Here is a 21,555-nt window from a genome sequence, read left to right on the forward strand (position 1 = left end):
GAAATTATTATTCAAGCCCCTTTTAGGGCCTGTTCGGGTGCCTAAGACTGCCGCACTTTCGTCTTTCACGCCAGTCGCAGATCGTCGAAAGGCCTGCACTACTGCACCCAACGCTGCAGAATTTGCTGCAGATCAGTGCGTTTAAAGGGCTTGGCCAGGTAATCGTTCATTCCCGCGGACAAACAGGCTTCACGATCGCCCTGCAAGGCGTTGGCCGTCAGGGCAATGATCGGCACGTCAGCGCAGCCGGGCAGTTGGCGAATCTGTCGGGTGGCCTCGTAGCCGTCAATGACCGGCAGTCGGCAATCCATCAGTATCGCTTCGAAAATCAGGCTCTCGGCGCTGCGCACCGCTTGTGCGCCATCGGTGACGACGCTGACAGTAAAGCCCAGGCTGCGCAACATTGCTTCGACGACGGTGCGGTTGACCGGGTTGTCTTCCACCAGCAACACATTGCGACCTTCGCCGTGGCCATTGCCGGTATGTACTCGCGGCGCCAGCACCGGCAACGACTGCTTATACAGCGCCAAAGGAATTTCCAGAGTGAACACCGAGCCGACGCCTTCTTCGCTCTGAGCACGCAAGGTGCCGCCCATTCGTTCTGCCAGGGTGCGGGCAATCGGCAGCCCCAGCCCGGTGCCACCGTAACGTCTTGAAATAGTACTGTCGGCCTGTTGGAACGCGTTGAACATCAATTCCAGGCTTTCGGCCGGGATGCCGATCCCGCTGTCGCGCACGGTGCAGGTGAACCACAGCAATTCGTGATCCAGCGACTGCCACTGCGGTTCGATCGTGACGCGGCCCCGTTCGGTGAATTTCAGCGCATTGCCGACCAGGTTGACCAGTATCTGCCGGATCCGCGTCGGGTCGCCCTGAACCTGCAGGGCGCGCATGTCCTCGGGGATCTGCAGTTGCAGGTCAAGCCCGCGTTGCACTGCGCTGTGCTGGAACGACTGGGCGCAACTGGTGATCAGGTCCGCGAGGTTGAATGCAATGTGCTCCAGCTCCAGTTCCGAGCGTTCGATGCGCGAGAAGTCGAGAATGTCGTTGATCACTTTGAGCAGGTGTTCAGTCGATTCAGAAGCCAGCGCGGCGTACTCGATCTGTTCCTCGGTCATCGCGGTGGTTTCCAGCAGTTGCAGCATGCCCAGCACGCCATTCATCGGCGTGCGCAGCTCATGACTCATCATCGCCAGGAATTCGGATTTGGCGTTGTTGGCCTTTTCCGCTTCCTCGCGGGTCTGGATCAATTGCGCCATGGCCTGATGCTGTTCGCGGCTGGCTTGTTCAAGGCCCTGGGCAAGGTTGTTGATGTGTTGCGACAGGGCGCCCAGTTCGGTGTCATCGACAATCGGCAGGGGCGTTTTGTAGTCGCCTTTCTGGATCGCCTTGACCGCATTGCCGATGTCGTGGATCGGTTGCGACAGGCTGCTGGCCAGGCGCCGAGCCAGCAGAAAGGTAAACAGCAGGGCGAACAGGGCCAGGATCCCGGCCTTGAACAGGATTTCCTGCTGGCGCTGGTTGAAGGCGTCATTGGACAGACCGACGATCACCCGGCCCAGGTAATCCTCTCCCGGCTTCGTGGGGGCGGTGCGGCTGTTCTGGAAGAAGTCATTGTTGAGCGCGATGCGTTGCAGCCGCACAGGTGCCTGGAACACTTCGACCTGGTGCGAACGATTGTGGGTTTCCGACGGTTGTTCGACGTACACCAGAACCCGGTTGGTGCGGTCCTGAACCTCCAGAAAACGCACATTGGGCGTGGCCAGGGTGGCTTTGAGCAAACTCTCGAGCACGTCGTTATTACCCGAGATCACCCCGTATTCGGTGGCCGGCGCCAGTTGGTTGGCGATCAGTTGACCGGTGTGGTTGAGTTCCTGGCGCAGGTCCTGGATTCGCACGAAGGTGAAAAAACTGATCAGCAGCAACGTCAGCAGCAGCGCCGGGCCGAGGCTGATGATCTGGGTACGGGTATTGATGTCCCAACCGCTATGGAAGGTCATGGGCGATGTTCTCCTTCGGCCAGCTGTGTTGCGACAGAAGCTTCATTCATCGGTTCAATGCTTAATGAACGAGCCACTTGCGGGTTGCTCAAGACCTTGAAGTGCTGCGGATAAAGGGTGCGCGGCCAGGTGCTGGAGGGGCGGTCGAGCAGTTCGTCGAGAATCTTCAGCCAATCGCTCTGATCGCTGTAGGTGCTGGCGAGGCTGCCCGCCCTGACGAAGGCGGCATTGGGACCGATCAGCGGCAACTGCCGTGCGTAGCTGCTGAGCAGTAGGTTTTTCACGGTTTTGGGGTTGTACAGATCAGGATCATCCAGGCCCAGCAGCACATCGCTGTTTTTCAGCAGGGCCTGCAACGGGCGGCTGTCATTGGTGTTGTCCCAACGCTCGGTGACCACTTCAAGGCCCAGGGGCAGGGCAGCCTGATGCAGTTCCTTCAGCAGGAATTCGCTGTGGCTGTCGAATAGCACGCCGACACGTCGAGCCTCGGGCAGGACGAGTCGGGTCAGGCGCAATTGTCGATCCAGCGGCGGATCGCTCCAGAGCAGGCTCAGGTGCGGTGGCGAAACATCGCCAAAGCGTTGGTGGGCTTGCAGACGGCTGATGCGCAGCACCAGCGTTGCCGGGCCTTGGGCGTCTTGCAGGCGCCAGTCGAGGCTTTGCAAATCGAGCAGAATCAGGCGGGTGCCCGCGGGCAGTTGGCCGGGTGCCGGCAAGCTGGCGACCGGCTGGAAGCGCACGCTGTCGGTAGGGCGCAACTCGCTCAGGGCCTGGACGAAAGACTGCACGCCAGGGCTGTCGTCGGCGCCGGTCAGCAGAATGTCGGCGGCCCGGGCCGGCAGATTGCACAGCAGCCCGGCAAGCACCAGGCACAGCCCGGCCAGCAGGCGGCCAAGGGTTGGCGTCTTCCGTGGCAGGCAATACGGCATCTTAAAACTCCAGCTCCGCGCTGAAGTAGAGCACCCGACGCTCGTCGTAGTTGTTGTCGACGAAAGTGGTGGGCTGATTGTCGAGGCGTTGCTGGAGGATCCCGGCCAGCTCCAGATTGGCCTTGCCCAGGCCGATGCGTTTGGCGATGCGGGTGTCGACCCGTTCGAAGCGGTAACCGTTGAGGGCATCGGCGCCATAGTAGAAGAGCGCACTGTTCCAGCCCTGGCCCCAGTTGCGCAGCCAACCGGCGGAGCCGCTGTTGCGCGCCGTTTGTTGTGCATCCAGCGGGTTGCTCGCCTCGGCATCGACATAGGCGTACGTCAGGCGCAGACGATCGGTGCTGCTGACGCGCCAGTCCAGTTGGGTTTCCGTCCCTGAGAATCGTGAGCTGTTCGAGTTGCTGGCAATGTACTGATTGTTGCGCAGCGGTTCGCTGATCATGCCGTTGATTTCGTCGTAGAACAGCTTTACATCGACCGTCAGCCCCCAGTCTGTGAAGTAGCCGTTGTAGCCCAATTCCCGGGAGCGCATGCGTTCCTGTTCGAGGTCACCCGGGCCACGGGTCCTGACGAAATAGCGGACGCTGGTCTGGCCATAGGCACTGGGTTGCAGGTTGGTCACCTGGTAACTCCAGTTGACGCTGTTCTCGAACATGTCCGGCGAGCGGACGGCTTCTGAATACACCGCGCGCAAACCGTGACGCGGAGTGATCAGATAGTTGACCGCCACCCGCGGGGTCAGCGAACTGCCGGTCAATTGTGTGTCTTCGAACATCGCCCCGCCTTGCAGCAACCAGTGCTCGGTGGCGCGCCACTCGAGTTGGCCGAACGCCCGCCAGGTGGTGTCGTCGAGCGTGCCATTGAAGTAGGTCTCGGAATCGGCCCGGTCGTAACGATAGTTCATGCCGCTGACCAGCCGCAGCGTGTCGGACAGGCTGAGGGTGTCTTGCAGTTCGAGGTCGTAGCGCGACTCTCGGGCACTCTGGTCGATGTCGCCGCACAGCGTTTTGTTCGCGCCGTTTCGCCATTGCGCCAGAACCTGATTGGCCAAGTCTTGTTCTGCCGCTGTACCGGGGGGCGCGCCGGTGAAACGAGCGATGTTGCGCGCCAGGCGTTCGGTGTAATTGGGATTGAGCTGCCAAAGTTGGGTCAGCTCCGGGCTGAACGAGATCTCGGCATCGCAGGCACGCCAAGTCTGCTGACGATCCCAGTGTTGCGCCGAGCCTTGAATATAAAGGCTGTGATCAGGGTTGATGTCCAGGTTCCAGCGTAGCGAGCCGGCGTAGTCCTTGGCGATGACGTCGGAATTGTTCCCAGCGGCGGTAATCCCTGAGAACACCGGGCGGTAGGTATAGGGCCGCTGGTTGCTCCCGTCCTTGGCGTTCAGTTGCCAGTCGATGCTCTGGTTTTCATTGAGTGTCTGGCTGACGGCCAGGCTGAAGCGGTTCAAGCGACGGCTGTCGCGGTAATCGGCGCCGGTGCGGTCCGAGTCGAAGCCATCGTCTTGTTGCCCGGACAACGACAGGCGCAAGTCGCCGCTGTCCCAGCCCATACCCTGGCTGGCGTAGAAATCGTTGATGCCGCGTTGGCCTCGGGTGATTTTCAGCCGCGTGCCGTGGCTGTCGGCCGGTTTGCGGGTGATGATATTGACCACCGCCATCAGCGCGTTGGCGCCGTAGCTGACGGTGTTCGGCCCACGGAAAACCTCGATGCGCTCGATGTCTTCCATGGCCACCGGAATATCACTCCAGTCCACCGTGGCCAGGCCCGCGCGGTACACCGAGCGGCCGTCGATCAGCACTTGCATGCGCCGCGCTTCGCTGGCGTTGGTGCCGTGGTAGTTCACCGCCGCCTGGTTGCCGCTGATATTGCCGACCATCATCCCCGGCACCAGCCGCAGCAACTCGCTGATATCCCGCGCGCCGCTGGCGTTGATCAGTTCGCTGTCGATCACCGTCATGCTGCCCGGCACGGCCGCCGGCGACTGCTTCAGGCGCGTCGCGGTGAGCACTTGCGGCAACGGATCGTTGTCCAGGAACAGGTCGTCGGCCAGCAATGGCGAGCTGAACATCAGCGCCAGCACCAGTGGCGAGCGAGGAGAGGGAGAGCCAAAAGACACGGCACGGCCTTGATAGCGATTAATTGGCGCGCATGTTAACCGAGCGCAATGACTTTTCCAGTCACGTTGTGGGCATTTTCCTCGGTTTTCTTGGTCTTCTTCCTACAAGTGCCGGTAATTGATGTCGGGGCTGGCCGCCACTGGGCCGCTCCGTATAATGCGGGCATCGCCACTGGTATGGATTAACGGATTGCATATGACTGAACAGCGCCCAATTGCGGTCCTGGGAGGCGGAAGTTTTGGTACCGCCGTGGCTAATCTGCTGGCCGAGAACGGGCATCAGGTGCGACTGTGGATGCGTGACCCCGAGCAGGCCGAGGCCATTCGGGTCAATCGCGAAAACCCGCGTTACCTCAAAGGCATCAAGATTCTTCCGGCGGTGGAGGCAGTCACAGACCTGCAAGCCACGCTGGAAGCCTGCGACCTGTGCTTCGTCGCGTTGCCCTCCAGCGCGCTGCGCTCGGTGCTGGCGCCTTACGCTCAGCTTTTGAGCGGCAAAATGCTGGTGAGCCTGACCAAAGGCATCGAAGCCCATACGTTCAAGCTGATGAGCCAGATTCTTGAAGACATCGCCCCGCAAGCGCGCATCGGCGTGCTGTCGGGGCCGAACCTGGCCCGTGAAATCGCCGAACACGCGCTGACCGCCACGGTGGTCGCCAGCGAAGACGAAGACCTTTGCCAGCAGGTCCAGGCCGCGCTGCATGGCCGGACCTTTCGTGTATACGCCAGCGCCGACCGCTTTGGCGTGGAGCTGGGCGGGGCGCTGAAAAACGTTTACGCCATCATCGCCGGCATGGCAGTGGCGTTGGGCATGGGCGAAAACACCAAGAGCATGCTGATTACCCGGGCGCTGGCGGAAATGACCCGCTTCGCGGTCAGTCAGGGTGCCAACCCGATGACGTTCCTGGGGCTGGCGGGCGTCGGCGATTTGATCGTCACCTGCTCATCGCCGAAAAGCCGCAATTATCAGGTCGGGTTTGCCCTCGGCCAGGGCTTGAGCCTGGAGGACGCGGTGACGCGTCTGGGCGAAGTGGCCGAAGGCGTGAATACCCTTAAGGTGCTCAAGGCCAAGGCTCAGGAAGTAGGTGTATATATGCCGCTGGTCGCCGGATTGCACGCGATTCTGTTCGAAGGGCGCACGCTTGATCAGGTGATTGGGTTGTTGATGCGTGGCGAACCGAAAACCGACGTGGACTTTATTTCCCCCAGTGGTTTCTAAGCACTTAACCGATACGAGCAGGGAGCGAGACAGACATGAACGATCCGAAAGTAGAAGGCAAGTACGAATCCATCCTGCTGCGAGTGCTGTGGATGATTGTCTATGTGCTGGTCTGGCAAGTGGCGCAATTGATCCTCGGCGCGGTGGTGCTGGTGCAGCTGATCTATCGTTTGATATATGGCGCACCGAGCGCCAGCCTGATGAATTTCGGCGACAGCCTGAGCCAGTTTCTGGCGCAGATCGGTCGTTTCGGCAGCTTTCACAGCGACCAGAAGCCCTGGCCGTTCGCCGACTGGCCAGCGCCGCGTACACCGGAAGGTGAAGCCCCGCACGTTGTGGCGCCGGCGCCGCATCCGGCCCGAGATGAGGAACCGAAACTATGAAACTCTGGGTATTGCGTCATGGTGAAGCCGAACCTCACGGTACCCGCCCGGACTCCGAGCGGGCCCTGACCGACAAGGGGCGCAAAGAGGTGAAGCGCATCGCGGCTAAATTGAAGGGCAAACACCTGACAGCCATTTATGCCAGCCCTTACCTGCGAGCACAGGAGACCGCAATGCTGGTGCGTAAGGAACTGGGTTTTGCACCGGAGATTCGCACCGTCGAATGGCTGACGCCCGACAATAATCCGCAAGCGGTGGCGGAGCAGTTGGTTTCCGTGGATCACGCGCTGCTGGTCAGCCACAACCCGTTGGTCGGTAACCTGCTGGGCTATTTGCAGCATGGTCACGTGCAAGACCCTGAGAGAGTCGGCACCGCCGGGCTGGCGGAGCTTGAGGGCGACGAACTGCTGGTTGGGGCGATGAAGCTCAACGGCATCAAAACCCCGTAACCGGCTCCCACAGGACGCTGATTTTTGTGTGAAATAGTCAACCAAGCACTTGCTTGGTTGACTACGCTTGCTCCAGACCAGAAATATGGGAGCAAGTCGCATGTCTGCTGCTTTTCGTTTGCCACTGGACGTCTTCTACGAGCGCGAAGCCCGTCATCCACGCCAGCGCTTTCTGGTTCAGCCGACAGGGGGTGGCCAGGTCGAGACGCTGACCTGGGCCGACGTCGGTCATCAGGCGCGCTGTGCCGCCCACTGGCTGCGGGCTCGTGAATTGCCGCAAGGCAGCCACATCGCATTGATCTCGAAAAACTGTGCCCACTGGATCATCGCCGACCTGGCGATCTGGATGGCCGGGCATGTCTCGGTGCCGCTGTACCCCAATCTGACCGCCGAATCCGTGGCCCAGGTGCTCGATCATTCTGAAGCTGCACTGGCGTTCATCGGCAAGCTGGATGACTGGCCGGGCATGTCCGTCGGGATTAGGCCTGGCCTGCCGACCATCAGCCTGCCGCTGTGCCCGGCGGGCACTTTCGATTTCAGCTGGGCCGACCTGCAACGCAGCTCACCGATTCAGGACGACCCCAAACCCGCCGCCGATCAACTGGCGACCATCATTTACACCTCTGGCACCACGGGCCAGCCCAAAGGCGTGATGCACAGTTTCGGCACGCTGGGATTTGCCACCACCCATGGCACCCGGTTGTTTGGCCTGAATGAGTCGGATCGCCTGCTGTCCTACCTGCCGCTGTGCCATGTCGCCGAGCGGATGTTCGTCGAGCTGGCAGCGATCTACACCGGGCAAACGGTGTTTTTCGCCGAGAGCCTCGACACCTTCCTCACCGATTTGCAGCGTGCCCGACCGACCGCGCTGTTCGGCGTGCCACGCATCTGGACCAAATTCCAGATGGGCGTGTACGGCAAGATCCCGGCAAAACGCCTCGACTTCCTGCTCGGCCTGCCTTTCATCGGCAAACGGGTAGGGCACAAAGTCCTCGCCGGGCTGGGGCTGGACGCTTTGCGCATCGCCTTGTCCGGCGCGGCGCCAGTGCCGCAGACCTTGTTGCATTGGTACCAAAAACTGGGGCTGGACGTGCTGGAGGTGTACGGCATGACCGAAAGCTGCGGTTACTCCCACATCGGCCTGCCCGGTCAAAACAACCCCGGCTGGATCGGCAAGCCATGCCCGGAGGTCGAAGTACGGGTTGAGCCATCAGGTGAAGTGCTGGTGCGCAGTGGCGCGACCATGCTCGGCTATTTCAAGGAGCCTTTGAAAACCGCCGAAACCCTCACCGAGGACGGCTTCCTGCGCACCGGTGACAAGGGCGAGGAAGACGCCGAGGGCAACCTGCGCCTGACCGGGCGCCTGAAGGAAATCTTCAAGACCAGCAAAGGCAAATACGTGGCCCCGGCGCCAATCGAGAATCGTCTGGCGGTGCATTCGCGGATCGAACAAGTGTGCGTGGTCGGCGATGGTTTGAGCGCGCCACTGGGGTTGTGCGTGTTGTCGGCGGTCGGTCAGCAGGACGCCAGCGGGACGGCGAGGGCGGGTTTGCATTCAAGCCTGGAACAACTGCTGGAGGAGGTCAACGGCGTCCTCGACAGGCATGAACGCTTGCATCGGCTGGTGGTGGTCAAGGACAGTTGGGCGGTGGAAAACGGCTTCCTGACACCGACCCTGAAGATCAAGCGCAACATGATCGAAGCGGCTTACGGTGCGCGCTTCGAAGAATGGAGCGCGCGCAGCGAGGCGGTGCTGTGGCAGGATTGAGTCACGAACAACACCAACAAAGGAACGCAACGATGACTCTGTGGCGCACCACTCCCAACATCGAGCAGTTGAACGCTATCCAGAAAAACACCATCGGCGAAGTGCTGGATATTCGCTTCGAAGCCTTCGATGACGAGTCGCTGACCGCGAGCATGGTCATCGACCACCGTACGCACCAGCCTTATGGCTTGCTGCACGGCGGCGCTTCGGTGGTGCTGGCCGAAACCGTTGGCTCGATGGCCAGTTTCCTGTGCATAGACGCCGGCAAGTTTTATTGCGTGGGCCTGGAAATCAACGCCAACCATTTGCGCGGTCTGCGCAGCGGGCGGGTGACGGCGGTGGCCAAGGCGATTCACATCGGGCGCACCACCCATGTCTGGGATATTCGCTTGACCAGTGATGAGGGCAAGGCCAGTTGTGTGTCGCGGCTGACCATGGCGGTGGTGCCGTTGGGGGAGAATCCGCCGGCGCGATGAGTTTCGGCATGCTCTGTGTAGCAAGGCGAGGGGGCATTCTTGCTCCCCCGCCATAGCCCTGACCCGACTGTCATCATTCCTGTCAGTTACGGTCATTGCTGTAGGACGCCGTCTTACGGACAATCAACGTCTGTTTTTCGCACATGGATCCGCCGGTATGCCGCAACAGATATTTTTCGCCCACGCCAATGGCTTCCCTTCGGGGACCTACAGCAAGTTGTTCGCGGCGCTGGCGCCCGAGTACCAGGTGGCGCATCTGGAGCAGCACGCCCATGACCCGCGTTTTCCGGCGGACGACAACTGGAACAATCTGGTGGATGAGCTGATTCATCACCTCCAGCAGCAGCCGGAGCCGGTCTGGGGCGTCGGCCACTCTTTCGGCGGCGTGCTGCACCTGCACGCCGCGTTGCGTTGCCCTGAGTTGTATCGCGGTGTGGTCATGCTCGATTCACCAGTGCTGACCCGCACCGATCAATGGGTAATCCGTGCCGCCAAACGCTTCGGATTCATCGATCGCCTGACCCCGGCCGGTCGCACGTTGGGACGACGGGAAGAGTTCGCCGATCTGGAAGCGGCCCGCCTGTATTTCGCCGGTAAAACCCTGTTTCGTGGCTTCGACCCGGAATGCTTCGAAGCCTATCTTCAACATGGTTTGCAAAAGGTCGGCGACAAGCTGCGCCTGCGCTTCGACCCGGCCACGGAAATCAGCATCTACCGTGGCGTACCGCACACCAGCCCTGGCCGCGCGCGGCAGTTGAAAGTGCCGCTGGCAGTGGTTCGCGGGCACAAGAGCCGCGTGGTGATGCGCCATCACGCCCGCTCCGTCGGGCGCATGCCACTGGGCGAGTCCTTGACCGTACCCGGCGGCCACATGTTTCCCCTCGAACGTCCACACGACACGGCCACGCTGCTGAAGAACCTGTTCAGTCGCTGGGATGGTCGCCGCCAACAGGATTGCGCATGAGTAGCGTCGTCGAAGAAGTTCGCCTGAGCCTGCCGCATATCGAGTTGGCGGCGCACCTGTTCGGTCCTGAGGACGGTTTGCCGGTGATTGCCTTGCACGGCTGGCTGGACAACGCCAACAGCTTTGCCCGGTTGGCGCCGAAGCTCAACGGCTTGCGCATCATCGCGCTGGACATGGCCGGGCACGGTCACTCGGGGCATCGGCCGAGCGGCGCCGGTTATGCGCTGTGGGACTACGCCCACGACGTGCTGCAAGTGGCCGAGCAGTTGGGATGGAAACGTTTTGCGCTGCTGGGGCATTCCCTGGGAGCGATCGTCTCGCTGGTGCTGGCCGGGTCGTTGCCGGAGCGGGTGACTCACCTGGCGTTGATCGACGGCATCATTCCTCCTACAGACAAAGGCGAAAACGCTGCCGAACGCATGGGCATGGCCCTGCAAGCGCAGCTGGACCTGCGGGAAAAACGCAAACCGGTCTACAACACCCTCGACCGGGCCATCGAAGCGCGCATGAAAGGCTTGGTGGCGGTCAGTCGCGAAGCCGCCGAACTGCTGGCCCAGCGCGGCTTGATGCCGGTGCCGGGTGGTTATACCTGGCGCACCGACAGCCGCCTGACGCTGCCATCGCCGCTGCGTCTGACCACTGAGCAGGCGATGGCTTTCGTCCAGCGCGTCAGTTGTCCTGCACACTTGGTGGTCGCGGCTGACGGCATGCTCGCCAAACATCCCGAGTTGCTGGAACGTCTACCCTTTAGCCATGAACAGTTGCCTGGCGGCCATCACTTGCACCTCAATGACGAACCCGGTGCCGGTCTTGTCGCAGACTGTTTCAATCGGTTCTTCGCCGTTCCTTGACTTGCGTCGGGCAACTGTCGAGGCTGGGCGGGTTGAAATGGGAGACAACCATGATAGATCTGTACACCGCTGCGACCCCGAATGGCCACAAGGTCTCTATCGTGCTCGAGGAACTCGGCCTGCCCTACACGGTGCATGCCTTGAGTTTCGACAAAAAGGAACAGAAGTCCGAGGAGTTCCTCAAGATCAACCCCAATGGCCGGATTCCGGCGATTGTCGACCGCGCCAATGGCGATTTCGCCGTGTTCGAGTCCGGCGCGATTCTGATTTACCTCGCCGAGATGACCGGCAAACTGCTGCCCCAGGATCCGAAAGGGCGCTCGGTGGTGTTGCAGTGGCTGATGTTCCAGATGGGCGGCATCGGCCCGATGCAGGGCCAGGCCAACGTATTTTTCCGCTACTTCCCGGAAAAGCTCCAGGGCGCCATCGATCGCTATCAACATGAAACCCGACGCTTGTATGAAGTGCTAGACACGCGTCTGCAAACCGTGGAATTCCTGGCGGGCGAGTACAGCATCGCCGATATCGCGACCTTTCCGTGGGTCCGTGGCCATGACTGGTCCGGTGTCTCGGTGGACGGCTTGCCTGCCTTGCAACGCTGGCTGGCCGCCATGGAAGCACGCCCTGCGGTGCAGCGCGGTTTGCGGGTGCCGGAGCGCATCGATGATGCCAGTGTCATCAAGGGTGCCCAGGCCATGTTGATCCGATGAACCTATCCATGCGTTCACTCACTCTGCTGGCGCTGTGCAGTTTCAGTCCCTGGTTATTGGCCGCTGACATTCCTGGCAGTCAGGACCTGCCTATCGTGCCGCGCATAACCGATGCGCAGATCGTCGACTATCGCCCGACGGTGGAACTCGAGCGGATTTACCCGCTGGGTTCGATCCGCAAGATCAGCGGCCAATTGCGTTTCGACGGCCAGGTCACCGCTCGCGGTCAAACCACCTCGGTCACCTACGAATTGCCACCGGAGCATTCCTCCACCGATGCCTTCACCGCCGCCCGCGAAGCCTTGCAGAAGCAGGGCGCCGAGCTGTTGTTCTGGTGTCAGGCCCGGGATTGTGGGGAAAGCAGCCTGTGGGCCAATGAAGTCTTCGGTAACGCCAAGCTCTATGGCGCCGATAATCAGCAGGCTTATTTGCTGCTGCGTCTGGCGGCCCCTCAAGACAACACCCTGGTGGCGCTTTACAGCATCACTCGCGGTAATCGCAGGGCTTATCTGCACGTCGAACAGTTCGATTCTTCGGCGCCGTTGGGTGATTTGCTGCCGACATCCGCGACGTTGCTGCGCCAGCTCAAAAGCACCGGGAAACTCGATTTCCCCAAACTCGACGGCGACCCTGACGACACCTGGCTGCGTTTGATTTCCCGAGGCCTGAACCTGGACACCACACTGCGAGTCAGCATTTCCGGAGCCAGTGCCGAAGCCTGGCGCCAGGCGCTGATCGGCCAGGGCGTGCGCACGGCGCGGATGGAAACCGGCAGCGTCGAAGGCTCTGGCCTGCACTTCGAACTGTTGCGATAAGCTTCATTTGGCAAATGCGTTCTGCGCATTTGCCTACTCTTTACGGACTGACTTTTTTCGGGATCTTACATGGTCAATAACGATCGGCTGTTGGTGCAGATCCTGCTGCTGGTGCTGTTTGGCGCGAGTTTATGGGTAATGGCGCCGTTCTGGTCGGCACTGTTCTGGGGCGCGGTGCTGGCGTTTGCCAGTTGGCCGTTGATGCGTCTGTTGACTCGTTGGCTCAATGGTCGTGAATCCCTGGCGGCGCTGTTACTGACCCTCGGCTGGATGCTGCTGGTGGCGGTGCCGCTGGTGTGGCTGGGGTTCAACCTGGCGGATCACGTGCGAGATGCCACGGCGTTCATCAAGGATGTGCAGGTCGATGGTCTGCCCGAAGCGCCGGCCTGGGTTGGCAGTATTCCTTTGGTCGGCGAGCGGCTGGTAGGGATCTGGAACAGCATTGATCAGCAGGGTGCGGCGATGATGTTGGCGATCAAGCCCTATCTGGGTCAGGTCGGTAACTGGTTGCTGGCACGCAGTGCGCAGATTGGTGGCGGGATCCTCGAGTTGACGCTGAGTATCGTGTTTGTGTTCTTTTTCTACCGGGACGGGCCGCGTTTGGCGGTGTTTGTCCATGGGTTGCTGGAGCGGCTGATTGGCGACCGCGCCGGGTATTACATCGAACTGGTGGCGGGCACCGTGCAACGGGTGGTCAACGGGGTGATCGGTACAGCGGCGGCGCAGGCGGTGCTGGCGTTGATTGGCTTCCTGATTGCCGGCGTGCCTGGGGCGCTGGTACTGGGGATCGTGACTTTCTTGTTGAGCCTGATTCCGATGGGGCCGCCATTGGTGTGGATTCCGGCCACGGCGTGGCTGGCCTGGAAGGGTGAGTACGGAATGGCGGTGTTCCTCGGGATCTGGGGCATGTTCATTATCAGCGGGGTCGATAACGTGCTTAAGCCGTACCTGATCAGCCGGGGCGGGAATTTACCGTTGGTAATTGTGCTGCTTGGGGTGTTTGGCGGGTTGATTGCGTTCGGGTTTATCGGCCTGTTCATCGGCCCGACGTTGTTGGCAGTGGCTTACAGCCTGTTGACCGATTGGAGCAAGAGCCAGGCTCGGGTTGAAGATCGCCGGCCCTAAGTTTTTTGTTGGGTCTTAGGGCCGCGAAGTTTTTTGACTCAGGTCGCCACGTTCAGGTGTTTGCCCACGGTCGCCACGTTGTCGAGCGAATACTGCTTGCTCAGGTTGGCGATCATTTTGTTCAGGGCTTCGGTCACGTTGAACTGATGGGTGGAGCTGTCGGAGTTCTGCTCGCGGCCGGCTTGCAGGACGGCTTTCAGTTCATCGCTGCTGACGCCACCGCTGCTGTCGCTATCGAGTACTTTGAGCAACGCGGCGCTGGTGTCGGTGGCGGTCGATGAAGTGCTGTCGCTCGCCTGCAACGCGCTGCTCAGTTCCGTGGCCGTGACACTGCCATCGCTGTCGGTATCGAGTTGGCTGAACAGCTCTTCGCTGGACATCTGCTGAGGTGGCGGTGGCGGCGGGGTCAGGCTGGCGGCGAGTTCTTCCTGGCTGACGGTGCCGTCTTCATTCTTGTCCAGGGCCGAGAAAATTTCCGAACTGTCGGCCGTGCTGCCAGTGCTGGTCAGGCCATTGCTCAGCTCATCGCTGTTGATGGCGCCGTCGCCGTCTGTGTCCAGCGCGCTGATCAGCGCATCGGCCAGCTCGGTGTTCGGTGCCTGATCGTGCGGCGGTGGCGGCGGAGGGGCCATCGCGGCCATTTCTTCGCTGCTCAGGCTGCCGCTTTCGTCGCTGTCCAGGTCGCTGAAGTTCTTGCTCAGGCTGACCAGCAGACCATCGTCGGATTTCTGCGACAGGGCGCTCTTGAGCTCATCCTGATCCACCGCACCGTCGCTGTTGTTGTCGAGTTTGGCGAGCAGTTCTTTCTGGAATTGCTGGCTGCGGGCGCTGTTGGTGGCGGTACTGCTGGTGCTGGTATAGCTCGTGTAGCTGCTGACACTACCGATCATTGTGCTCACTCCTTGGAATGGGAAACCGGTGGGTGCACCGGTTTATGCAGCCTCAAGGGGCAAGTTGTCGTGGGTATGTGGGATTTGTACCGATGGGTACACACAGCTTATCGAGTTAGCCCCCCGATCCTGTGGGGGCAGGCTTAGACGCGGGGCAGGCGGATGACGGCGGTCAGACCACCGCCGGGGGTTTCTTCCAGGCTCAACTGTCCGCCCAAACGCTCCGCGGCTTCCCGGGCGATGGTCATGCCCAGGCCGACGCCGCCGGAATTGCGATTACGCGAACCTTCCAGGCGAAAGAACGGTTCAAACACCGCTTCACGTTTATCCGCCGCGATACCCGGGCCATGGTCAATGACTCGGATCACCAGTTGTTCGCGACTGTCCTCAAGCGTGATCAGCGCGTCCCCGGCATAACGCAAGGCGTTGTCCAGCAGGTTGTTGATGCACGAGCGCAAAGCCATCGGTTGAACCTGCAGCGGGGCGCAATGGCCGCGGGCCTGGACGTCGGCGCCCTGATCCTGGGCGTTTTCGCTCAGGGACTCCACCAGCGCTTGCACGTCCATCCATTGTGGCGCCTCGCTGGTGCGCTGTTCGTGCAGGTAAGTGAGGGTGGAATCGAGCATGCCGATCATGTCGTCCAGGTCCTGACGCATCTGGCCTTGCAGCTTCTCATCGTCGATCTGTTCCAGCCGCAGCTTGAGCCGCGACAGCGGTGTGCGCAGGTCATGGGACACCGCGCCGAGCATGCGCGAACGTTGCTGCATTTGTTCAAGAATGCGTTTCTGCATCAGGTTGAAAGTGTGCGCCGCTTGCCGCGCTTCCCGTGGGCCGGACTCATCCAGCGGCGGACTGTCGAGATTTTCACTCAGGCGCTCAGCGGCGTCGCTCAGGCGCTGAATCGGGCGGGTCAATAGCTTGGCGCCGTACCAGGCGGCGATGATCAGCGAGACAAACTGAAAGGTCAGTGGCACCAGCGGCCCGCCGAACCATGGCCGCGGTGGTCGATTGCCGAAACGCGGGTCCATTGGTGGGGGAGGGCCCTCGAAGTGCTCGGAAAACCCCGGCGGCGGAGGGGGAGGAGGGGGCGGCCCGTAATGTTTGAACCATAAAAAAGCTAACAAGTGCGCCAGTACGATCGCCACCAACAGCACGCCGAACAGGCGGCCGAACAGCGTATCGAAGCGCGCACGCATCAGCTGATGTCTCGTGCGTCGAACAGATAACCCTCACCACGAACGGTCTTGATCAACTGCGGGGCTTTCGGGTCGTCGCCCAGTTTCTGGCGCAGACGCGACACCAGCAGATCGATGCTGCGATCAAACGCTTCGATCGAGCGACCGCGCGCTGCGTCCAGCAGTTGTTCGCGGCTGAGCACCCGGCGCGGCCGTTCGATGAACACCCAAAGCAAACGGAATTCGGCGTTGGACAGCGGCACCACCAGGCCATCGGCGGCGATCAACTGGCGCAACACGCTGTTCAATCGCCAGTTGTCGAAGCGAATATTCGCACGCTGTTCGGTGCGGTCGTCACGCACCCGACGCAGAATGGTCTGAATTCGGGCGACCAGTTCCCGTGGTTCGAACGGTTTGGCCATGTAGTCGTCGGCACCCAGTTCCAGGCCGATGATCCGGTCGGTGGGTTCGCAGCGGGCGGTGAGCATCAGAATCGGGATGTCCGATTCGGCGCGCAGCCAGCGGCACAGCGACAAACCATCTTCGCCCGGCAGCATCAGATCGAGCACCACCACATCGAAATGCTCGGCTTGCAGCGCCTGACGCATGGCGGCGCCATCGGAGACGCCGCTGGCGTGGATATTGAAACGGGCCAGGTAGTCGATCATCAGTTCGCGGATCGGAACGTCATCGTCGACGATCAGGGCGCGAATGCTCCAGCGTTTGTCATCGGCCGGCGCTTTTTGATCGTCGTTCAGAGGTGCTGGGGAGTTGTGCATGCGTGCGTTCATCTGCCAGGTAGGCTGCCAACCACAAAGATAGGCTGCGAGGTTGTGGCTTCAGCATAGGCGTCCGGCCGTGAGGCGGGAAGTGCTGTAGGACTTGTTGCGGCTGACGAGGGTAGCGTTGAAGGGTGTTGTGGGCGTGTCGTGTGTGTATCGGGGTCGACACAATTGCTGCAGCAGCTAGTCTTGCCTGAGCCGCGACGACGAATTACCGATCATCGGGTCCCGCAGCGGCGCTGGTTCCGCTACAATGCGCGCCGATTTCGACTTGCCTGAGAGCCCACTCATGTCCGCCTGCCAGACGCCTATCATCGTCGCCCTGGATTTCCCCACCCGTGACGCCGCACTGAAGCTGGCCGATCAACTGGACCCGAAACTGTGCCGGGTCAAAGTCGGTAAAGAACTGTTTACCAGTTGCGCTTCGGAAATCGTCGGCACCTTGCGCGACAAGGGCTTTGAAGTGTTCCTGGACCTCAAGTTCCACGACATTCCGAACACCACCGCCATGGCCGTCAAGGCGGCTGCGGAAATGGGCGTATGGATGGTCAATGTGCACTGCTCCGGCGGCCTGCGCATGATGGCCGCCTGCCGTGAAGTGCTCGATCAGCGCAGCGGCCCGAAACCGCTGTTGATCGGCGTGACCGTGCTGACCAGCATGGAGCGTGAGGATCTGGCGGGTATCGGCCTGGACATCGAGCCGCAGGAGCAGGTGCTGCGCCTGGCTGCGTTGGCGGAAAAGGCCGGGATGGACGGTCTGGTTTGCTCTGCCCAGGAAGCCCAGGCCTTGAAAGCAGCCCACCCGTCGTTGCAACTGGTGACGCCGGGGATTCGTCCGGCGGGCAGTGCCCTGGACGATCAGCGCCGCATCCTGACGCCGCGTCAGGCGCTGGATGCCGGTTCCGATTACCTGGTGATCGGCCGTCCGATCAGCCAGGCGGTGGATCCGGCCAAGGCGTTGGCGGCGGTCGTCGCAGAAATCGCTTAAGCGTCACGGACCCTGTGGGAGCGGGCTTGCCCGCTCCCACAGGGTTTTGTGCTCTTTTCAGATATTGGGTTAAACCTTCAACACCAACTTCCCGAAATTCTCGCCGCTGAACAACTTCATCAGCGTCTCCGGGAATGTTTCCAGTCCCTCGACGATGTCTTCCTTGCTCTTGAGCTGCCCCTTGGCCATCCAGCCGGCCATTTCCTGCCCGGCAGCGGCGAACTGCGCAGCGTAATCCATCACCACGAAGCCTTCCATCCGCGCGCGGTTGACCAGCAACGCCAGGTAGTTGGCCGGGCCTTTGACCGCTTCCTTGTTGTTGTACTGGCTGATGGCACCGCAAATCACCACCCGTGCCTTCATGTTCAGGCGGCTCAGCACGGCGTCGAGAATATCGCCGCCGACGTTATCGAAATACACGTCGACGCCTTTCGGGCATTCACGCTTGAGGCCGGCGATCACGTCTTCGTTCTTGTAATCGATGGCACCATCAAAACCCAGCTCATCGATCAGGAACTTGCACTTGTCCGCGCCGCCGGCGATGCCGACCACCCGGCAACCTTTGATCTTGGCGATTTGCCCGGCAATGCTGCCCACCGCGCCAGCCGCACCCGACAACACCACGGTGTCACCGGCTTTCGGCGCGCCGACATCGAGCAGGGCGAAGTAGGCGGTCATTCCGGTCATGCCCAGTGCGGATAAATAACGCGGCAGCGGCGCCAGTTTCGGATCGACCTTGTAGAAACCTCGCGGCTCGCCAAGGAAGTAATCCTGCACACCCAAGGCGCCGTTGACGTAGTCCCCGACAGCAAAGCCCGGATTGTTCGAGGCGATGACTTTGCCTACGCCCAGTGCGCGCATGACTTCGCCAATGCCGACCGGCGGGATGTAGGACTTGCCCTCGTTCATCCAGCCACGCATGGCCGGGTCCAGGGACAGGTATTCGTTTTTGACCAGGATCTGACCTGCCGCAGGCTCACCGACCGGTACTTCTTGATAGGTGAACGTCTCGCGGGTAGCTGGCCCCACGGGGCGTTTGGCGAGCAGGAACTGGCGATTGGTCTGGGTAGTCATGACAGGCACTCAAGGTGAATGAAGTCTTGTTGATAGACCTTCATTGACGATGCTGCAAGGTTGGCTGACACGGCGAATGCACATCGATCCAGTGCAGTGATAGTCAGGGCGGTGGTTCCATCACTGCCACTCATGGGCGCCCAACCGGCCTTCTGATAGTGCTGCCGTGTCACAGGGCACTGTGGCTAACTGAAAACACGTGACTCCCCACATTCTTCTCTTCGAGGACATAACAATGAGCATGACGTTTTCCGGCCAGGTCGCCGTTGTGACGGGCGCGGCCAATGGGATTGGCCGCGCAACCGCTTTGGCGTTCGCCGCCGAAGGGTTGAAAGTGGTGGTGGCCGATCTGGACGTGGCCGGTGGTGAAGGCACTGTGGCGCTGATTCGCGCTGCCGGCGGTGAAGCGACCTTCGTGCGCTGCAATGTCACTGTGGAAAGCGATGTAAAAAATCTGATGGACGAGGTAGTGAATGCCTACGGCCGTCTCGACTATGCCTTCAACAATGCCGGCATCGAAATCGAGAAAGGCAAACTGGCCGAGGGCACGCTCGATGAGTTCGACGCGATCATGGGCGTCAACGTCAAAGGCGTCTGGCTGTGCATGAAGTACCAGTTGCCATTGCTGCTGGCCCAGGGTGGCGGCGCGATCGTCAATACCGCTTCGGTCGCCGGCCTGGGGGCTGCGCCGAAGATGAGCATCTACGCCGCCTCGAAACATGCGGTGATCGGCCTGACCAAATCGGCGGCCATCGAATACGCCAAGAAAAAGATTCGCGTGAATGCGGTATGCCCGGCGGTGATCGACACCGACATGTTCCGTCGTGCCTATGAAGCGGACCCGAAGAAGGGCGAGTTCGCCAATGCCATGCACCCTGTCGGACGTATCGGCAAGGTCGAGGAGATTGCCAGCGCGGTGCTGTACCTGTGCAGCGACGGCGCGGCGTTCACCACCGGTCATTCGCTGGCGGTGGATGGTGGGGTTACGGCGTTTTAACTCTTTCCAGGCCGCGATGGTTTGGAATCTGTGGATGTTGTGGGAGCGGGCTTGTGTGGCGAGGGGGCTTGCCCCCGTTGGGTCGCGAAGCGGCCCCCGGCGCCCGTCCAGACGGACCGAGTTGTCTGGATTTACGACTGCTTCGCAGCCGAACGGGGGCAAGCCCCCTCGCCACACAAGCCCGCTCCAGGTTTTTATCGTTCGGCGCCAGGTTCCGTGAAAGCACCGGGCATTGTGTTTCAAATGGTTAGAATCGACGGTTTTGGCGGTTTTGTCGCACATCTTGTCGAGCGCTCCTGTGATTAACTGTTTTCCGCAAAACAGACAGGAGTTTGCTTGCTCATGGAGTTGAGAATCGATCGACAGGCATTGGTGCCGGTCGTGCAGCAAATCGTCGACGCGATGACCGAATGGCTCCATCGTGGCGAGGTGTCGCCGGGGACGCGTTTGCCTTCCGTGCGGCAAATCGCGCGGATCAATCTGCTCAGCCAATCCAGTGTTGTCGAGGCCTGTGAACGGTTAGTGGCTCAAGGTGTGCTGGCGACGCGTAGCGGGGCGGGTTTCTTTGTCGCGGCAACGAAGCTTGCCGCTCACGGGCAACGGGATTTTTCCTGGTTCGAGGGGGTTGAGCAGCAGAATGGCGTCGCGGGCGATCTGAAGCTGGGTTGCGGTGGATTACCCGAAAGCTGGCGTGAGACTGACGACCTGAGCTATGCCATACGCCAGGTCAGCCGCACCGACATGGCCGGTTTGTTCAACTACAGCACACCGCTGGGCCTGCTTGCCCTGCGCCAACAGATCCTCAAACGACTGAAACAGCTGGATATCGCGGTGGATGAAAGTCGAATCCTCACCACGGCGGGTGCCAGTCATGGGCTCGACCTGATCGTGCGCACGTTGTTCAAACCGGGCGATTGCGTGGTGGTGGAGAACCCCGGTTATTCGATGCTGTTCGATTTGCTCAGGCTGCACGGGGTCAGCATGATCGAAGTCCCTCGAACGCCTCACGGACCCGACACCGAAGCACTCCAGGCACTGTTGCTGAAATACAAACCCCGTGGCTTGTTCATCAACAGCTTTTATCACAACCCCACCGGCAGCAGTTTGACCTTGGGCGTGGCTCGGCAGGTTCTGCAGCTGGCCAGAAACCATGGCGTACTGGTGATCGAAGACGACGTCTATGCGGATTTGTACCGCGGTCCCGGGACGCGTCTTGCGGCACTGGGTATCGATGACAACGTGATCTACGTCAGCAGCTACTCCAAAACCCTCAGCAGTTCGTTGCGGGTCGGCTTTGTCGTGGCGGGTGCCGACGTCATTGCGCGACTGGCCGAGGTCAAGATGATCAGCAGCATGGGCGCTTCACGGTTCTGCGAATCGGTTCTGGCTTCTTTATTGGCCAGTGGTGCCTATCGCAAATTGGTGCAGCGTCAGCGCCAGCGTTTGAGCACCGACAGGGACGCGGCCTTGCAGGTGCTTGAAGACGCGGAATGGGAGGTTTTCGGCAAACCTGCAGGTGGCCTGTTCATCTGGGCGCGATCGCGCAAGTCCGACGCCGTTCAGGTGCGGATTCAGGCGCGACGCTTCGGCATCCTGCTGTCATGCGCAACGGCATTCAGCCCCTCCGGCCAGGCCCATGACTGGCAGCGCATCAACGTTGCCTATGCCTGTGATCCCCGCGCGCGGGCATTTTTTCAGGCTACCGCTCGGGATCGACCTCAAGCGTTCTGAAAACGACGCTGACGTAGCTTTTGGCCATTATTCCGACGCTAGAGACTTGTGTTGGCACAAGCCCGTTGCGAATCTGCATTCACAGACAATGGCAGGGGACTAAGCGCAAT

General features: G+C 60.9%; 20 protein-coding genes. 13 read left to right on the forward strand and 7 right to left on the reverse strand.

Annotated elements, in window-relative coordinates:
- Nucleotides 1-98 precede the first annotated feature (98 nt).
- From JUI81_RS14075 to JUI81_RS14085, 3 genes are read right to left on the reverse strand one after another with little or no spacing between them, the layout of a single operon-like run.
- The gene (locus JUI81_RS14075) at nucleotides 99-2,000 is read right to left on the reverse strand and encodes an ATP-binding protein (protein WP_204124512.1); all 1,902 of its coding nucleotides are present in this window, start codon (nucleotides 1,998-2,000) and stop codon (nucleotides 99-101) included.
- Complete coding sequence (locus JUI81_RS14080; RefSeq protein ID WP_204124513.1) at nucleotides 1,997-2,929, reverse strand: ABC transporter substrate-binding protein; 933 nt, start codon at nucleotides 2,927-2,929, stop codon at nucleotides 1,997-1,999. The genes JUI81_RS14075 and JUI81_RS14080 overlap by 4 nt, the downstream gene beginning before the upstream one ends.
- Before the next feature lies 1 nt (nucleotide 2,930).
- Complete coding sequence (locus JUI81_RS14085; protein ID WP_028938912.1) at nucleotides 2,931-5,048, reverse strand: TonB-dependent siderophore receptor; 2,118 nt, start codon at nucleotides 5,046-5,048, stop codon at nucleotides 2,931-2,933.
- A 196-nt stretch (nucleotides 5,049-5,244) separates the two neighbouring features.
- Between JUI81_RS14085 and JUI81_RS14090 the strand changes: the two genes are divergently transcribed.
- The 10 genes from JUI81_RS14090 to JUI81_RS14135 all read left to right on the forward strand — a co-directional run bounded on the left by JUI81_RS14090 (nucleotide 5,245) and on the right by JUI81_RS14135 (nucleotide 13,808).
- Nucleotides 5,245-6,267, forward strand: coding sequence for an NAD(P)H-dependent glycerol-3-phosphate dehydrogenase (locus tag JUI81_RS14090; protein WP_018926281.1), 1,023 nt, complete (start codon nucleotides 5,245-5,247; stop codon nucleotides 6,265-6,267).
- Nucleotides 6,268-6,302: 35 nt separating this feature from the next.
- Nucleotides 6,303-6,650, forward strand: a complete 348-nt coding sequence (locus JUI81_RS14095) for a DUF4389 domain-containing protein (protein WP_007937595.1) — start codon at nucleotides 6,303-6,305, stop codon at nucleotides 6,648-6,650.
- On the forward strand, nucleotides 6,647-7,099 hold the full coding sequence (gene sixA / locus JUI81_RS14100; protein ID WP_018926279.1) for a phosphohistidine phosphatase SixA: 453 nt from the start codon (nucleotides 6,647-6,649) through the stop codon (nucleotides 7,097-7,099). Before JUI81_RS14095 ends, sixA begins: the two co-directional genes overlap by 4 nt.
- A gap of 100 nt (nucleotides 7,100-7,199) precedes the next feature.
- Nucleotides 7,200-8,867 (forward strand): AMP-binding protein, encoded by a 1,668-nt coding sequence (locus tag JUI81_RS14105; protein ID WP_204124514.1) that lies wholly within the window; start codon nucleotides 7,200-7,202, stop codon nucleotides 8,865-8,867.
- Nucleotides 8,868-8,899: 32 nt separating this feature from the next.
- Complete coding sequence (locus JUI81_RS14110; RefSeq protein WP_204124515.1) at nucleotides 8,900-9,343, forward strand: hotdog fold thioesterase; 444 nt, start codon at nucleotides 8,900-8,902, stop codon at nucleotides 9,341-9,343.
- A 157-nt stretch (nucleotides 9,344-9,500) separates the two neighbouring features.
- Entirely contained in the window at nucleotides 9,501-10,307 is an 807-nt protein-coding gene (locus tag JUI81_RS14115) for an alpha/beta fold hydrolase (RefSeq protein ID WP_204124516.1), read from the forward strand.
- Nucleotides 10,304-11,158, forward strand: a complete 855-nt coding sequence (locus tag JUI81_RS14120) for an alpha/beta hydrolase (protein WP_204124517.1) — start codon at nucleotides 10,304-10,306, stop codon at nucleotides 11,156-11,158. Before JUI81_RS14115 ends, JUI81_RS14120 begins: the two co-directional genes overlap by 4 nt.
- A 50-nt stretch (nucleotides 11,159-11,208) precedes the next feature.
- Nucleotides 11,209-11,868: a glutathione S-transferase family protein gene (locus JUI81_RS14125; protein WP_018926274.1), complete on the forward strand. Its 660-nt coding sequence runs from the start codon at nucleotides 11,209-11,211 to the stop codon at nucleotides 11,866-11,868.
- 8 nt (nucleotides 11,869-11,876) lie between these two features.
- Nucleotides 11,877-12,683, forward strand: coding sequence for a DUF4892 domain-containing protein (locus tag JUI81_RS14130; protein ID WP_204124518.1), 807 nt, complete (start codon nucleotides 11,877-11,879; stop codon nucleotides 12,681-12,683).
- A gap of 69 nt (nucleotides 12,684-12,752) precedes the next feature.
- A complete protein-coding gene (locus JUI81_RS14135; RefSeq protein ID WP_019581211.1) occupies nucleotides 12,753-13,808 on the forward strand; it encodes an AI-2E family transporter in 1,056 nt (351 codons plus the stop codon).
- Between the two features lie 38 nt (nucleotides 13,809-13,846).
- Here the strand turns inward: JUI81_RS14135 and xopAW are convergent, their stop codons facing one another.
- The 3 genes from xopAW to JUI81_RS14150 form a co-directional block, all read right to left on the reverse strand.
- The gene (gene xopAW, locus JUI81_RS14140; RefSeq protein ID WP_019581210.1) at nucleotides 13,847-14,698 is read right to left on the reverse strand and encodes a XopAW family type III secretion system calcium-binding effector; all 852 of its coding nucleotides are present in this window, start codon (nucleotides 14,696-14,698) and stop codon (nucleotides 13,847-13,849) included.
- A 143-nt stretch (nucleotides 14,699-14,841) separates the two neighbouring features.
- Nucleotides 14,842-15,894 (reverse strand): HAMP domain-containing sensor histidine kinase, encoded by a 1,053-nt coding sequence (locus JUI81_RS14145; RefSeq protein ID WP_204124519.1) that lies wholly within the window; start codon nucleotides 15,892-15,894, stop codon nucleotides 14,842-14,844.
- The gene (locus JUI81_RS14150) at nucleotides 15,894-16,652 is read right to left on the reverse strand and encodes a response regulator (protein ID WP_019581208.1); all 759 of its coding nucleotides are present in this window, start codon (nucleotides 16,650-16,652) and stop codon (nucleotides 15,894-15,896) included. Before JUI81_RS14150 ends, JUI81_RS14145 begins: the two co-directional genes overlap by 1 nt.
- A 292-nt stretch (nucleotides 16,653-16,944) precedes the next feature.
- On the opposite strand from JUI81_RS14150, the gene pyrF reads away from it, so the two are divergent.
- On the forward strand, nucleotides 16,945-17,643 hold the full coding sequence (pyrF, locus tag JUI81_RS14155) for an orotidine-5'-phosphate decarboxylase (RefSeq protein WP_204124520.1): 699 nt from the start codon (nucleotides 16,945-16,947) through the stop codon (nucleotides 17,641-17,643).
- Nucleotides 17,644-17,712: 69 nt separating this feature from the next.
- Here pyrF and JUI81_RS14160 read toward each other — a convergent pair whose 3' ends face one another.
- Nucleotides 17,713-18,717 (reverse strand): NADP-dependent oxidoreductase, encoded by a 1,005-nt coding sequence (locus JUI81_RS14160; RefSeq protein ID WP_018926267.1) that lies wholly within the window; start codon nucleotides 18,715-18,717, stop codon nucleotides 17,713-17,715.
- A gap of 235 nt (nucleotides 18,718-18,952) precedes the next feature.
- Here JUI81_RS14160 and JUI81_RS14165 point away from each other — a divergent pair, with 235 nt between their 5' ends.
- Both JUI81_RS14165 and JUI81_RS14170 read left to right on the forward strand, forming a co-directional pair.
- The gene (locus tag JUI81_RS14165) at nucleotides 18,953-19,714 is read left to right on the forward strand and encodes an SDR family oxidoreductase (RefSeq protein ID WP_018926266.1); all 762 of its coding nucleotides are present in this window, start codon (nucleotides 18,953-18,955) and stop codon (nucleotides 19,712-19,714) included.
- Between the two features lie 342 nt (nucleotides 19,715-20,056).
- Complete coding sequence (locus JUI81_RS14170) at nucleotides 20,057-21,445, forward strand: PLP-dependent aminotransferase family protein (RefSeq protein ID WP_204124521.1); 1,389 nt, start codon at nucleotides 20,057-20,059, stop codon at nucleotides 21,443-21,445.
- Nucleotides 21,446-21,555 lie beyond the last annotated feature (110 nt).

The sequence above is a fragment of the Pseudomonas sp. 008 genome, from assembly GCF_016861935.1.
Lineage (GTDB): Bacteria > Pseudomonadota > Gammaproteobacteria > Pseudomonadales > Pseudomonadaceae > Aquipseudomonas.